14 protein-coding genes are annotated in these 15,019 nt (G+C 31.8%); 4 read left to right on the forward strand and 10 right to left on the reverse strand.

Going from position 1 to position 15,019, the window contains the following annotated elements; translation table 11 throughout:
* Positions 1–433: 433 nt before the first annotated feature.
* Together LQ675_RS10315 and LQ675_RS10320 are read right to left on the reverse strand one after the other, a co-directional pair.
* Positions 434–1,816, reverse strand: a complete 1,383-nt coding sequence (locus tag LQ675_RS10315) for an amino acid permease (protein ID WP_239727906.1) — start codon at positions 1,814–1,816, stop codon at positions 434–436.
* A gap of 211 nt (positions 1,817–2,027) precedes the next feature.
* Entirely contained in the window at positions 2,028–3,218 is a 1,191-nt protein-coding gene (locus LQ675_RS10320; RefSeq protein ID WP_239727908.1) for a CynX/NimT family MFS transporter, read from the reverse strand.
* A 116-nt stretch (positions 3,219–3,334) separates the two neighbouring features.
* Here LQ675_RS10320 and LQ675_RS10325 point away from each other — a divergent pair, with 116 nt between their 5' ends.
* Complete coding sequence (locus tag LQ675_RS10325; protein ID WP_239727911.1) at positions 3,335–3,895, forward strand: helix-turn-helix domain-containing protein; 561 nt, start codon at positions 3,335–3,337, stop codon at positions 3,893–3,895.
* Positions 3,896–3,927: 32 nt separating this feature from the next.
* Here the strand turns inward: LQ675_RS10325 and LQ675_RS10330 are convergent, their stop codons facing one another.
* The 3 genes from LQ675_RS10330 to LQ675_RS10340 form a co-directional block, all read right to left on the reverse strand.
* Positions 3,928–4,788 (reverse strand): fructosamine kinase family protein, encoded by an 861-nt coding sequence (locus tag LQ675_RS10330; protein WP_239727913.1) that lies wholly within the window; start codon positions 4,786–4,788, stop codon positions 3,928–3,930.
* A 76-nt stretch (positions 4,789–4,864) separates the two neighbouring features.
* The gene (locus tag LQ675_RS10335) at positions 4,865–5,164 is read right to left on the reverse strand and encodes a winged helix-turn-helix transcriptional regulator (protein ID WP_239727916.1); all 300 of its coding nucleotides are present in this window, start codon (positions 5,162–5,164) and stop codon (positions 4,865–4,867) included.
* A gap of 45 nt (positions 5,165–5,209) precedes the next feature.
* Complete coding sequence (locus LQ675_RS10340) at positions 5,210–6,124, reverse strand: LCP family protein (RefSeq protein WP_119493433.1); 915 nt, start codon at positions 6,122–6,124, stop codon at positions 5,210–5,212.
* Positions 6,125–6,285: 161 nt separating this feature from the next.
* On the opposite strand from LQ675_RS10340, the gene LQ675_RS10345 reads away from it, so the two are divergent.
* The 3 genes from LQ675_RS10345 to LQ675_RS10355 are packed head-to-tail and all read left to right on the forward strand — an operon-like array spanning position 6,286 to position 8,555.
* Positions 6,286–6,861: a phosphatase PAP2 family protein gene (locus LQ675_RS10345; protein WP_078355220.1), complete on the forward strand. Its 576-nt coding sequence runs from the start codon at positions 6,286–6,288 to the stop codon at positions 6,859–6,861.
* Between the two features lie 50 nt (positions 6,862–6,911).
* Entirely contained in the window at positions 6,912–7,604 is a 693-nt protein-coding gene (locus LQ675_RS10350) for a GNAT family N-acetyltransferase (RefSeq protein WP_107610449.1), read from the forward strand.
* Between the two features lie 57 nt (positions 7,605–7,661).
* On the forward strand, positions 7,662–8,555 hold the full coding sequence (locus LQ675_RS10355) for a VOC family protein (RefSeq protein ID WP_107610450.1): 894 nt from the start codon (positions 7,662–7,664) through the stop codon (positions 8,553–8,555).
* Between the two features lie 47 nt (positions 8,556–8,602).
* On the opposite strand, the gene tenA is transcribed toward LQ675_RS10355, so the two are convergent.
* From tenA to LQ675_RS10380, 5 genes are all read right to left on the reverse strand, one after another.
* Positions 8,603–9,280, reverse strand: a complete 678-nt coding sequence (gene tenA / locus LQ675_RS10360; RefSeq protein ID WP_048540737.1) for a thiaminase II — start codon at positions 9,278–9,280, stop codon at positions 8,603–8,605.
* A gap of 258 nt (positions 9,281–9,538) precedes the next feature.
* Positions 9,539–10,270 carry an epoxyqueuosine reductase QueH gene (locus LQ675_RS10365; RefSeq protein ID WP_239727929.1) on the reverse strand — a complete coding sequence of 244 codons (732 nt, stop codon included), beginning with the start codon at positions 10,268–10,270 and terminating at the stop codon, positions 9,539–9,541.
* A 106-nt stretch (positions 10,271–10,376) separates the two neighbouring features.
* Complete coding sequence (locus LQ675_RS10370) at positions 10,377–11,990, reverse strand: poly(glycerol-phosphate) alpha-glucosyltransferase (RefSeq protein ID WP_075578375.1); 1,614 nt, start codon at positions 11,988–11,990, stop codon at positions 10,377–10,379.
* A 73-nt stretch (positions 11,991–12,063) separates the two neighbouring features.
* Positions 12,064–14,094 (reverse strand): Mur ligase family protein, encoded by a 2,031-nt coding sequence (locus tag LQ675_RS10375; RefSeq protein WP_239727919.1) that lies wholly within the window; start codon positions 14,092–14,094, stop codon positions 12,064–12,066.
* Positions 14,095–14,232: 138 nt separating this feature from the next.
* Positions 14,233–15,019: LPXTG cell wall anchor domain-containing protein (locus LQ675_RS10380; protein ID WP_239753253.1), on the reverse strand; the 787-nt coding region annotated here is incomplete at its 5' end.

Below are 15,019 nucleotides of genomic sequence, written 5' to 3' on the forward strand. Positions count from 1 at the left end.
GACAGGTGCATTAAATGTGCCAGTCTCTTTCATATGGAAAATGTGAGGATGAGGAGGCTCTAAGTTGCTTGTTTGCACAGTCTTGATAAATACAGGGCTCCTATTTATCTTGTTTGCACAGTCTTGATAAATACAAGGCGTCTATTTATCTTGTTTCACCAGTCTTGATAAATACAAGGCGTCTATTTATCTTGTTTCACTAGTCTTGATAAATACAGGGCTCCTATTTATCTTGTTTCACCAGTCTTGATAAATACAAGGCGTCTATTTATCTTGTTTCACCAGTCTTGATAAATACGAGGTCCTGAATATTGCTTGTCGCAGCCCACTTGCAATGTTCTCCTTCCTATCAGCATCGCCCTCACCCCATATTTCTGAAAAATACGAAAAAGCGTCTAGAACATTTCTGTTCTAGACGCTTTATGTTAAAGGCTTAATATTCACCTTTGTCTTCTTTATGATATCCTCTTAAGAAGTATACGATTGCCATTACTGATAAGAATACAATACCGATAATAACAGAAACGCGTGTTTCTGAATTGAACAACATACCGATTAATACTAAGATAAAGAATCCTAATGTTAAATAGTTAGAGTATGGTGCGAACGGCATCTTGAATGGATGATCTTTAATTTCATCTGAATGATGTCTTCTAAATTGAATATGACTAAATAAAATCATAAACCAAGGAACCATACCTGGTAGTATTGATGCACTGTATACATATACAAAGATATTTTCAGAACCATCAATTACTAATGGTAATACGATATTTAAAATAACACCTACAAAAATACCAATTGAAATGGCTAATACTGCAAAGAATGGTACCCCTGTTTTCATAACTTTAGTGAAAATACGAGGCATTTGTCCTTTTTGAGCTAATGTATAAATCATACGGCTTGAACTGAAAATACCCGAGTTACAACCTGACATTGCTGCTGTTATAACAACGAAGTTAATTAATCCTGCAGCAATCGTAATACCTACTTTTGCAAATGTTGCAACAAATGGACTACCTACGTTACCTAATTGATCCCATGGATAAACTGTTACAATAACGAAAATTGCACCTATGTAAAAGATTAAAATACGCCAAATTACACCATTAACGGCTTTTTTAATATTTTTCTGTGGATCTTTCGTTTCACCAGCTGTAATACCTATTAATTCAACACCTTGATATGAACCTACAACCATTGATAATGCAAAGAAGAAACCTACGATACCTTTAGGGAAGAAACCACCATGTTCTGTTAAGTTTCCTAATCCTATAGCATTCCCGCCATTTCCAAGTCCAAAGAAGATTAGACCGAAACCAGCTATAATCATTAAAATAATTGTTACAACTTTAATCATTGCAAACCAGAATTCAAATTCACCGAAAGCTTTAACTGACGCTAAATTTGCTGCAGCTAAAGTTACAACTACTATTACCCCTGGTATCCACGTTGGTAAATCTGGCCACCAGTATTGCATATATTGACCAACAGCGATTACTTCACTCATACCTACTACTATCCACTGGAATATGTTACTCCAAGCTGTCACATAACCAGCTACTGGATGTAAATAATCACTCGCATAGTTGGCGAATGATCCTGTAGTTGGATACAAATAAACTAATTCTCCCATTGCTCTCATTACTAAATACAAGAAAAGGCCTGCTACTAAATAAGCGAGTATTGCAGATGGTCCCGACCATTTTATAGTGCTTGAAGCACCCATAAACAAACCAACACCTATTGTTCCACCAAGTGCAATCATCTGTACTTGACGTGAACTCAGACCCCTTTTTAAATGATTGTCTTCCATTCTTTCGTGTCACTCCTCATTAAAACTTTTCAGTTAAGATTTATCTATTTAATTTTATTCAAACTTCATGGGACAATTATACTATAAATAATCAGAAAATAAAGCACTACTAGAAAGCGTTTTCCTTTTTTTATAAAATTATATGTATTTTGTTCATAATATTGTAATTTATTTATAATTAATAAATAGAAAAAAAAACCGAGACATTAATTTAATGTCTCGCTCCTAAAGTTTGTTCTATTGTGATGTTTCTACCAGCACGTGATCCTATAATCATAATGATAATTGAAGTAACAAGCAGTATTCCAAACGACGTATTCCAACTGTTTGTAACATCGTGAAGTATACCGAATAGTAATGGACCAATCGCAGCAAATAAATACCCTACAGACTGTGACATACCTGATAATTTGGCTGCCGTTAAACCATTTTCTGTTCTTAATCCAAAGAATGTATTTACAAGACCAAATGCCAAACCACTGGCAACACCAATCAATATAATACCTAAAAATGCCCAGTTAGGTTGTAACATTAATGTTAATATACCTAATACGAAGAGTAATCCCGTCACAAAAGTAATCAGAACTTGGTTCTTCAATTTTTCAGCAAATATAGGTGTAACAAAAGTTAATGGAATAATGGCTAATTGAAGAATAGATAAATAAATCCCCGCTTCATTAATCGGTGTACCATGACTTAATAAAAATTCAGGTAACCAATTTATCAATGAATAAAATATCATTGACTGACCACCCATTAATAGCGTAATTTGCCATGACAATGGTGATTTCCAAACATTTATATTTGTCGTGGTTTGAGAACTATTAACCGTTTCATGTTTATTTAACTGGAATGACCATGTAATAATACCTATAAACGTTACAATACCTATTAAACTGATTGCTATGTTGTAGTTAAAATGTTTAACAAGTGGTGCTGTAACATATGATGAAACACTTCCAAATATATTCATCACAACTGTGTAATAACCTGTCATGATACCTATACGTAAAGGGAAGTTCATTTTAATAATACCTGGCGTTAACACATTTCCAAACGCAATACCTACACCTATTAATATCGTACCGACATATAACCAAGACACGCCTGTAATCGCTCTTAAAGCAATACCTACACATATTAATATAAGTGCTCCAAAAACTGTACGCTCTAATCCGAATTTGTGGCTAATTTTAGCAGCGAATAGTGAAATAACCGCAAATGAAAGTAACGGAATAATCGTAATTAAACTGACAGATGTATTGGATAAATTTAAAGTATCTCTAATTGAAGGTAGCGCAATCCCTACTGAAGTAATAGGTGCTCTTAAACTTGCTCCAATTAATAAGATGCCAATAAATAATATTAAACTTTGTTTTTTATTTCTATTTATATGATCCATCTTTTTATTATCTCCTTAAACTGAATTTCTGTTATACTGTTCTTAACGTTCGTTATAAAGAACACATTATATTGTACATCGCGTTCGTTATAAAGTAAATAGGAGTGTTTATATTTATGAAAGATATCCATACAATTGTTGCGCATAATTTATCACAGTACCGAATATCGCAACAATTAAGCCTAAGTACAGTATCTAAATTGACAGGCGTTAGTAAAACAATGCTCAATCAAATTGAGAATGGACAATCTAATCCTACCATTACAACTTTATGGAAAATAGCAAATGGCTTACATTTACCTATATCCGATTTAATTTCTAACAAAGAAGATAACATTAATTGCGTGTCTAAATCAGACATCACACCTATATATAACGATAATCAATCCGTCACAATATACCCATATTTCCCATTTAATATAGATAAAAATTTTGAAATGTTTAATATGATTTTACTCAGTGGAGCTGAAATGATATCAGAAGGACATCACAATGGATCTGAAGAATATATCATTGTTCATAGTGGCATACTTGAAGTCGATATCAATGGCGTTAAACACACAGTTCGTCAAGATGATGCTATCCGTTTTGAATCTGACGTAACACATACTTATCGTAATATCGGTAAAGAGGATGTTCATTTAACAGCAACTATACAATATCAACAACATAAATAAAGGATTGGGATAAATTTTTATCCCAATCCTTTTTACTTATCATTTAATATGTCATCCATTGTTCTCTGTACACTACCTGCATACATTGAACCAAACTTCACTAAGTGAACCATTAATAAGTATAGTTCATAAAATTTAATTCTTTCATTTGCACCCTTACTTAATGGTAATGCTTCATCATAAGCTTTATAAAAGGCTTCCGTGAAACCACCAAAGACTCTTGTTGCTCCTAAATCAAATTCACGATCTCCGTATAATGGAGAAGGATCAAATAATGCAGGTTCCCCGTTAGATAAGAACATATAATTGCCTGCCCACAAGTCTCCATGTAGTAATGAAGGTTTGCTTTTATGTTCTGTATAGGCTTCAATAATGACTGTACGTACTTGTTCAAATTGTTGAAGTTCGTCCTTGGACCAAAGTCCTCGCCTTACAATTTCGTCTCTCAGTTGATCTAAGCGTTGCTCGACAAATATATTAATCCATGTATCTTTCCAACCATTTTCGAACGTAATATCACTACCATGATAAGGTAAATGAAATCCAAATTTACCATCCTGTTGATAATGACTATGCAATTTCGCTACAAGTTTGCCGAGTTCACTTTGGCTACCTCGACGACCTTCTTCAAGATAACTCAATATTAAATATGCATCTCCGTTAATTTGACCATAACCTTTAACAACAGGTGCCGTAACGCCCGCTTCTTCAAATGCTTCTAATCCAGCAATTTCTGCAGCATAAAAATCTTCGCTTCTATTATGTTGAACAAGTAGAAAATCCGTTCCACTTTGCCTTTCAATTCTATATGCTTCATTCACATCTCCACCACTAACTGGTATGAGTTCTTTAATATCATCTATAGGTAATTGTGATTGCCAATCTTTATTCATGACGATCCCTCCTATGTGTTATTGTATTAAAAATTAATCAAACTTCAAAACAACAGCAATTTTATTATTATGTACCCTACTCAAAGTTTAATGATTCGAACTTATAAATCATCTGTAAAATCAACTCGCCATTTTTCGTAAGATGATAATAGATGTTCGGGGGCATAATCTCTTCAGTTCTAATATTTATAAGATTATTTTGCTTCAACAATTCTAGAGATGCTTTAATAATTTGATCATCCACTTTATCAAACACTGAAAGTAATGCTTTTTCTTCTCTTTCACAATCACTCATATAATTTAATAACTGAATACCGTAATTTTGAATAAGATGATTTATATTTTGTTTGATTTTCATTTCATTAATTGAAGTCACTTAGATAGCCCCATTTCATATTAAGTATATTGAAACATAAATATGCTAGCTTTTTAAATTATTTTTATACGTTTTGACAATTTGTTGTTTCGCATCTTTATCTGCTTCGAAATACCAAATACCATCATTCTCTATTTGATTCACACCATCGATAGATATCTTCTCAAAATGTTCTGTTGCACTTTTATAGTCAGTAATTAGTTTTCTTGTGTCATTTAAATTAAAGCTTGTTGTAATGTTATCTTGAGCAACATTCATCAACTCGTTGAAATTATTGACATTTAAATTATTTTTAAGCTTTTTACTTGTTGCTTCTATTACAATACGTTGTCTTTCTTGTCTTCCTTCATCATCTCCAGCACCCGCTTCTTTACGACTTCGTACAAAGTCTAATGCTTCTTGACCATTTAATTTCACTTTCTCTCCAGCTTTAAATTTTGTACCGTTAAAAGTAAATGATTTATTACTTTTAACATTTACACCGTCTAGGGCATCGATTGTCTTTTTAAAGCCATCCATATCTACTGTTATATACCCATCTATCGGTATATTGAATTCATTTTTTAATGTTTGTACTGCTGTTTTTGAGCCACCGTATGCATATGCATGTGCGACTTTATCATGACTACTATATCCAGGAATATTTACTGCCATATCACGTGGAACACTAACGAGTTTCGTTGTTTTAGTTTTAGGATTTATTGAAGCTAACATAATTGAATCCGTTCGTTCACCTATATTTTCAGATTCTCTTTCTTTGTTAGAATCTACACCAAAAATCGCGATAGAAATCGGCTTATTGTTTTTAATTTTTTCTTTCACGTGTTTTGTATCTTGTTTATTAATCGGTTGATAAACTTTGTTATTTATATTAATCACTTTTACTGTTACAAATATACCAGCAATTAAGACGAGAGCTGCAATTATAATTGTTACTTTACCTTTTCTTGTTAGCTTCATAGTCACACTCCTATTTTTTATTTATAATTACCATGATAGCACTTTTAAGTAGAATACTAAATGATATTTAGGTAGTCCTAAAGTCCTATTGTCTAAAATTATTTTTATATTTACAATAGAAAAAAGTCTAAATATTTACGTTCAAAGGAGCTTTACGCACAATGAAGAAAGATTCCAAGCTCATTATTTGTTATGCTATTTTATTAATTTTAATCGTGTCATTGATTTTTACAAATTATATAAATCCTATTGATCAGTATGTCTATCAATTTATTCAAACCGAAACATTAGCATTTAGATTACATAATTACTTATCGATTATTTCATTTTTATTTTCACCTTTACATAGTGGTATATTAATATGCATATTATTAATTGGATTATACTTTTATAATAGAAGAAATTTGCTTCAGTATTTCATCTTCTCTTTCTCATCACTATTTATCGGAACAGCGTTAAAGTATATTATTCAACGACCAAGACCATCTGATTTAATTGATGGATACAGCTTTCCAAGCATGCATACACTAACGTTATTTGTAGCTATTTTTCTAATACTTGCGTTATACAATCATGTAACGGTCAAATGGATTACTGCTATATTAATTTTATCTATGATGTGTTCAAGAATTTATTTAAGTGCACACTTCTTTTCTGATACTGTCGCAAGTCTAATCATTGTTCATTTAGTTTACTTAAGCGTTACTAAATTTATGCATCAGTCCTCGCGCTTGTAAATTTCACCTCCTTTATTTTATGCTATGATAAAAATAAAGGAGGATTTTTTATGAGATATAATACTTTTAATCAACCAATTGGTGATGAAATCGAATCATTTAAAGAACCAAATATGCCTAGTATTGATATGATTGAAGGTAAGTACAGTAAACTTGAACATTTAAATGAAAGTCATATCGATCAGTTATTTGCTTTATTATGTTCATCAGAAAATGATGCAAACTGGACTTATTTACCTCATGAACCAATTCATGATAAAGCTTCATTTACTCTATTAATCGAAGAAAGAATTATTTCTAAAGATCCTTATTTCTTTGCGATTGTCGACAAAGAAACACATCAAGCATTAGGAATAATGTCACTTTTAAGAATTAATCCTAAAGCTTCAACGATAGAAGTTGGCCACATTCATTATTCATCACTACTAAAAAGAACGCGAATTGCTACTGAAGTACAATATTTACTTGCTCAATACGTTTTTGAAACTTTAAAATATAGACGTTATGAATGGAAATGTGATAGTTATAATGCACCTTCAAAACACGCTGCCGAAAGACTTGGTTTCAAATATGAAGGTACTTTTCGACAAGCACTCGTATATAAAGGAAGAAACCGCGATACAAATTGGTTCTCTATCATAGATAAAGAATGGCCATCTATCAAAAAACATTATGAAGAATGGCTAGATGAAAGTAATTTTAACCATGATGGTACACAAATCAATAAACTCTCAATGAACTAAATGTTTATATTTATCACGATGGGTATAATAAGTAAAAAGGATTGAGGAGATGAAGAAATGAATAATCAAAGAATTGTTCCGCATTTATGGTTCGATAATGAAGCGCAAGAAGCCGTCGATTATTATATGCAAACTTTTCCAGAATCAGAAATCATTTCAGATGTAACGTTTACAGATACACCATCCGGAGATGCAAAACAGCTCACTTTTAATATTTTTGGTTATAAATTTATGGCAATCAATGCGGGTCCTTATTTCACAAAAAATCCTTCCATATCATTTACAGTTCTTTTCAATCAATCTGAAGCAGCATTGCTCGACAAAGTTTGGACTGCACTTGCACACAACGGGAAAATTATGATGGAACTTGATACTTATGACTTTAGTGAAAAATATGGCTGGTTGGAAGATCAGTTTGGTGTTTCATGGCAACTCCTCATTACAGATCAACCATTCGACGATCGTATTAGACCGTCATTTATGTTCATTAATAATAATGTAGGTAGAGCTGAAGAAGCGATTAACTACTACACAAGCGTATTTAAAAATAGTGGTGATATTAGTAAATTTTATTATCCAGAAGGCATGGATCCAGACAAGCCAGATACACTCGCTCATGCCGAATTCAAATTAGAAGACCAATATTTTGTCGCACTTGATAGCGCACATAAACACGAATTCAACTTAAATGAAGGTATTTCGTTAATGCTATTTTTAGAAGACCAACAAGAAATTGATTATTATTGGGATAAATTATCTACTGTACCAGAAGCAGAACAATGCGGATGGGTTAAAGATCAATTCGGTGTCTCTTGGCAAATTGTCCCTAAAATCATGGACCAAATGGCAGAAGAAGGTACACCAGAACAAATCAGTAACGTTACAAAAGCATTTCTTAAAATGAAGAAATTCGATGTAGAAACTTTAATAAAAGCCTATGAAGGCAAATAATAGTATTAAAAAGACAGAAGCGTTGTGCACGCTTCTGTCTTAATTATTTATTTAATCGGTACTGGCCATGTTTCTAAATGTTCAGCCATATCCCAGAACATATATTCATAGTAGCTTGTTTTAACGATAATGTCTTCTAAGCGTTGTAATTCTGCTTCAGTCTTACCTTCTGCAACTTGATCCATCAACTGTATACAATCTTCCTTGTACTGACTAAATTCGTCTGAAGCATACATATTGATCCATTCTCCATATAAAGGATGGTCTGATGCTCCTTCAATTTCAACTAATTTTAACCCTATATAATTATAACTCCAAGTACATGTCAAAATAGCTGCAATAACATTCTCTATACCACCTTGTTGTGCCATATTCAACATATAACTCGTATAGCCAACAGTCGTTTGAGCAGGTTCTGTCTCTTCTAATTCCGCTTCTGTAATACCAAATTGCTTAGCATAACCTCGATGTAATGACATTTCAGTATTTAATGTACCATTCGCTAAATCAGCATAAGTCGCCATCATTTTTAAGTCAGTTGATTTAGCTGCACCGATTGAAAATAGTCTCGCATATTCTATTAAATATATATAATCTTGTTTCAACCAATGTTTAAATTTATCTTGATCTAACGTGCCATCACCTAATCCTATAATAAAAGGATGTTCCATATAAGATTGCCATATGGGTTCAACTCTATTGAATACTCTATCTGTAAATTTCATTTATAAATCCTCCTTAATAATAAAAACGTCTGGGACATAATATAGATACCCAGACTTATTATATATATATTGGCAGTAGATGACTGAATTGAAATGCGCTTGTACCAAGCTTTTTCAACTCTAGTCATCCTTGCCGGGGTGGGACTACGAAATCTTTTTATATAAATTAGATTTCTGTCCCGCTCCCCAGTGGTTTAAAATTATTTAATTTCTATACTCTTTCAACATATCTGTTTTATCATGGGATTGCAAATAAAATTACATGCAACTTTTATTACATGATTCTAAATAAGCTTTTGCCTGTTTATTCACTTCTTTAAAATCTATACCTTGCTTCATAGCTGCAAACACACAACCACAATAGCATTGTCTAAAAATTTCATACTCATTGCACATTTTAATCGATCTTTCATACCCCTTGTTCTTCTTAAAATCACTCGGTAAATAGTAAACATGATATAAATCTTGAACATCCATACCAAGTTCATTTATCAATTGTGCATTTTTCTTAGGTGATAACGTTAACGCACTTGCGAAATAATCATATCCAAGATCAGCTGCCGCTTCTGCAACGAGTTCTAAACGCATTTCGAAACAAGCCGTACATCTTAGCCCACCTTCATTTTCATCAGCTAAATCTTTACTTTTAACCATTTTCATAAATTCATGAGGTTCATAAGCCGCTTCAATATATTTAACATTTGAATTTGTACGCTCATTAAACTGTTCAACAAACGTTTCTTGAACTTTAGCCCTACGCTCATATTCACTTTTCGGATGAATATTTGGATTAGCAAAATAAATCGCAACATCTGCATATTGTGTTAATAACTCTAACGTATAAGTACTACAAGGTGCACAACAACTATGAATTAAAATAGAAGGTCTTGTTTCAGAACGTTCCCATTCAGAAATCATTTTACGCATAACCTTATCATAATTAATCTTTTGATTTTTCATCTTAGCAATAATACCATCAGCTGAAATCACCATATCCCTAACCATTCCTTTATACAAAAATTGTCATTTTTACAATATTTTATAACATACAAAAGATGATAGCAATATGATGATGACAGATAGTGAGGGGATTTATTTATCCTTTAAAAACTTTCTGATATTGTACATATCCAGATAAGTAATGTTCAATGTCATCAATTCTTACTCTATAGCCATGGTGTTTAATAAAGAATGAATGAAGTATCCTTGAAGGATTCTTAAAATACATCGCAACTTCTGGATAGAAAAACCCTGTTCTTTGATAATCTGCACGTTTATGAATGGTAGCTATAAATTTCTTTTCATCTAAATGTTGTTCTACTAAAGATTCATAACCTGATTCTTTAGCATATTCAACTAAGTGATATGTAGCCATCAACATTTCTAAAAATGTTGGGAAAGTTGTTTCTCTTTGGTACATATAATCTAAATAGCTAGACACATTCTGTATACCGAATTTAAAATATTTTTCTTGTGGATCGATTTGTACAAGTTCATTCGTACAATAACCTAACCAATGATCGTGATACTTCCAATAATCTTTTTGAATAAAACGTTCAAATAGATTTTTAACGATATTTAACCATTTTTCATTATGATCTATTTGGTATAACCTTAATAAAGCTAATGCTGCTTCTCCATCGTAATATATAATTCTATATTGTTCCTTTACAGTTAATTCAGGGTAGTTAATAACATGTACTGTTTTAGCATCTTCGCCTATCATCGTTTCAATACCACGTGCCACTTTTTGAGCAGCTTCAAGATATTCTTTTTTATTTGGATTATGTTTTAAATATTCACAAATTGCGAATATAAACGCAGCATTCTGACCTAATTTAATTTCATTTACATTTTTAGTATCGTCAAATATATGACCTAAGCCATCTGTTTCATATAAATAATGATTGATTAAATAATCTATAGCTTTTTCTGCAATTGTGATATCTTCATTTAAATATGTTAAGCCTTCTATTAAAGCATATGTTGATGATGAATGTCTTAAGTTATTGTAAAATGCTATGTTTTTATCGAAATGTGGAAAATACCCGTAATGGTACTTGCCATCTTCACCAATTTCATTACTTAAATAATGTGTACTATGTTCAATCATCATATCGATTTCACTACTTAAGTTGTCTATTTCTCTTAGACCTTTTGTGTAACCTCGCTCATCAAGAGCATACACATCATTATCCTCTATAATATAACCTTTTGTATAAAATTTTCGTACACGTTCACCTTCGTATTGTTGATGACTATAACGTACTTTAATACCTTTATACTTTTTCAAATAATTATTAATATTGTCTTCAGATAAAATGAATGATTTTTTATCTTTTGATAGTCTAACAAAAGCATTTGCATTAATTTCATCTGATAAAAAAGCATATTCCCAATTGTCATCTAATGCTATTCCGTAATCAATATAGTTTCTTCTTGTATTGATTAAATCGTCTTTTAATATATCAAAATCTATCACTTCTTCTTCTATAACAAAATCAAGCTTTACCCAGTTAGCGCTCTTTCCAGTTTTCTTTCGAAATTCTTGCGCTAACTTCAAAATATTTATTTTAATATTATTTTGAGTCTTAAAAACTCTTACGATTGCCTTTTGGTACTGATTGCCTATACTTACAAAGCTAACATCATGTTTAGGATATGTTTTATGCATCTCAAGAATTCTATCTATATCTTTACTTAAATTCATATTTAATCCCCCATTATTTGTGCTTTTATACTATTATAGCAATTCTATTCAATAACCTTTAAATATTTTTATATTATTTATCACTGCTGTCTGAAGTATAAATTAACGTATAATCACCTTTATTAATAATTCCGTGTTTGTATTGATCTCCGAAAACAAATTTATGATCGTTACTTAATAAAATATCTTTATGTTTAATATATAAGTTGTATAAATCATAAACAGTGAAGGATTGTCTTTCTTTTTTTCTATACCTACCTGTTAAATTAACGACTGCAGATTTTGACAAATTATAATTATGAACAAATTCATTTATAACCTTCAATCTATCCTTTTCTTTATCAAATAATAAATCTGACAGTTGATAAATTAGTGAAGGATGAGGAGAATCAGACATCGCATTAATAACATTATTCACTGAAAATGATGCACCTTCTAAGTAACGCCCTTTATTAGTTGGCCATTTTTTTAATTGTACATTTTTATTCTCAATATTTTTACCTTTTGCATAGATGTAATAAAGTACTGACGCTATTCCACTTATTGTTGAAGAATTTTCAGCATTGTATGTTTCGACTATTTGATCAGTTTTATTTGAAATTTTTAGATATGCGTATTGATTGAACTTCTTACCTGTAGGATAATCATTCTCTGACAAATCTGTATTAAATTTTTTAAGTTCTATAGGTAACTTTTGAGCAATTTTAGGAAACTGAGTATCAGTAACTGATGATTTTAGTAAAATCAATGAATCTTTGTTAGCCATGTATAATAAATCTTTCAACAATAAATCAGGATCGTTATACCACGTTATATTTTTATTCTTTGTATTATTTACAATTACTCTCGTTTCATCATCTAAACATAATACATAATCTGCTTTCGACTCTTCGATATATTTAATTAACTTTTTATGGATTTCTTTTGATTGAGCACCTAAGTCACTTATTTTACCAATAGCTATTATTTTATTACCTGAGAAATACTTACATTGACTGTTAAAAGCTTCAATTGCATTAATCATTGCTGGTAATGACGCATTGTGTGTATCATCAATCAAAGTAATTGTATTATTCTGTGATTCTACCTCTTTTATTTCAAGTACTTTTTTGAATGATTTAAATTCTTTTAAATGGTTTAAACAACTTGATAAATCTACTTTTAAATTCATTAAACACAGAACTACTGCTAATGAATTTTCAATCATTCCTAAACTTAAAGATGATAATTCATAATTAATGTTCTCTTCTTTAACTTTTAATTTAATATCTGCGTAACCTTTCTTAATTGAGTATCCTAAAATTTCTATAGTTCCTTTATTCTGCTCCAGATCATAAGTCATGATATTATCTGTTGCTTTCTGTGCATTTTCTATTAAAATATCTGAATGCATTGTACCTTGATTAATGATTGCTATACCTGACTCCTTCAATCCATAAAAGATTCTACTTTTAAAGTTTGCTATATCAACCTCACTACCTATAGTCGATAAATGCGCAGAACCTATTCCCGTTACAATAGCTATATCTGGTTTTAATATTAATGAAAAATTGCCTCTATTATTTAAAGCATTTAACGAAACTTCAAATATTGCAAAATCAGGATTACTTGCCAATTTGCACATTTGCAATAAAACAGCACTTCTCGTATTACTATTAGCTCTATTTTCTAATACTTTATAATTTTTCAAAGCTTGCGCAACCATAAGCCTTGTAGAACTTTTACCCATTGATCCTGTAATAGCTACAATCGGATTCTTATAATTTTCTCTTATTGTTACAGCCAAAGTTTTGAGTGCTTCAATACTATTTTCAACTATGATTTGAGGAATTTTGAAATTGAGTCCCTCTATGTATTCTTCGGTTATGATAAGACCGATATTTTTAATGTTTTTATTAATTTGTTTATTCCCATCTGTTAATTTACTTTTTCTTCCAAGAAACTTTGACCAAGAATTTGAACTAATTGAAAAGAAAGCTGTTTCTGTATTATTTAAATGGATAGCTTGATATTCAAAATTAGTAATAATTTGTTCTTCTTTACCTGAAGGATCTAGTATAGGTGAATTAAGAATATTAGAAATTTCTTTTATTGTGTATTTCATTAAATAAACGCCCCTAAATATTAATAGATAATAGCAATCATAGGTTTAGATTATATGTAACTATAAATTCAATTGTTATAAAAAATTGAGGCCAGGACAAACTATGTTGTCCTAGCCATAATCAAGATTCAGCAATCATTATTCTTTCTTTTTATATCTTCTTCTACTGAATAAGATAATCGATCCCAATCCTGCTAATAATGTTGCAAATAAAGTACCATTGTTAGATTTTTCTTCTCCCGTATCCGGTAATTTATCATCATTTTTCTCGTTATCAGTAACTTGACTTTCTGAGTCAGTACTTGTAACAGAAGTAGAAACATTACTATTAGCCGAATTAACATTTCTTAGATCTTGGCTATATTCATTATTGTTTGTAGCTAAACCAGAATCTCCATCTAAGTCACTAACATCAACTAAGTTATCATTTGCATCTGAATCATAACCACTGCCAGCGTCATTATCGACATTAGAAGTTGCCTCCGAATCACTGTCGGCGCCTGAACCACTTTTGGCATCCGAGTCACTGTCTGCGTCCAAGTCACTATCGGCATCTGAATCACTGTCGGCATCAGAATCGCTGTCCGCATCTGAGTCGCTATCTGAATCTGAGTCGCTATCTGCGTCTGAGTCACTGTCTGCATCGGAATCACTATCTGAGTCAGAATCACTGTCTGCGTCGGAATCACTGTCTGAGTCTGAGTCACTATCTGAGTCAGAATCACTGTCTGCGTCGGAGTCAGAATCCGCATCCGAATCACTGTCGGCATCCGAGTCAGAGTCTGCATCTGCGTCAGCATCAGCATCGGCGTCAGCATCGGCGTCAGCATCAGCATCGGCGTCAGCATCGGCGTCAGCATCAGCATCGGCGTCAGCATCGGCATCGGCGTCAGCATCAGCATCAGCATCAGCATCGGCATCGGCG

The organism is Mammaliicoccus sp. D-M19 (genome assembly GCF_022386695.1).
Lineage (GTDB): Bacteria > Bacillota > Bacilli > Staphylococcales > Staphylococcaceae > Mammaliicoccus > Mammaliicoccus sciuri.

Excerpts from the sequence above, each read along its gene's own strand:
- LQ675_RS10315 (WP_239727906.1), bottom strand. The coding sequence starts at position 1,816 with ATGGAAGACAATCATTTAAAAAGGGGTCTGAGTTCACGTCAAGTACAG.
- LQ675_RS10320 (WP_239727908.1), bottom strand. The coding sequence starts at position 3,218 with ATGGATCATATAAATAGAAATAAAAAACAAAGTTTAATATTATTTATT.
- LQ675_RS10325 (WP_239727911.1), top strand. The coding sequence starts at position 3,335 with ATGAAAGATATCCATACAATTGTTGCGCATAATTTATCACAGTACCGA.
- LQ675_RS10330 (WP_239727913.1), bottom strand. The coding sequence starts at position 4,788 with ATGAATAAAGATTGGCAATCACAATTACCTATAGATGATATTAAAGAA.
- LQ675_RS10340 (WP_119493433.1), bottom strand. The coding sequence starts at position 6,124 with ATGAAGCTAACAAGAAAAGGTAAAGTAACAATTATAATTGCAGCTCTC.
- LQ675_RS10345 (WP_078355220.1), top strand. The coding sequence starts at position 6,286 with ATGAAGAAAGATTCCAAGCTCATTATTTGTTATGCTATTTTATTAATT.
- LQ675_RS10350 (WP_107610449.1), top strand. The coding sequence starts at position 6,912 with ATGAGATATAATACTTTTAATCAACCAATTGGTGATGAAATCGAATCA.
- LQ675_RS10355 (WP_107610450.1), top strand. The coding sequence starts at position 7,662 with ATGAATAATCAAAGAATTGTTCCGCATTTATGGTTCGATAATGAAGCG.
- tenA (WP_048540737.1), bottom strand. The coding sequence starts at position 9,280 with ATGAAATTTACAGATAGAGTATTCAATAGAGTTGAACCCATATGGCAA.
- LQ675_RS10370 (WP_075578375.1), bottom strand. The coding sequence starts at position 11,990 with ATGAATTTAAGTAAAGATATAGATAGAATTCTTGAGATGCATAAAACA.
- LQ675_RS10375 (WP_239727919.1), bottom strand. The coding sequence starts at position 14,094 with ATGAAATACACAATAAAAGAAATTTCTAATATTCTTAATTCACCTATA.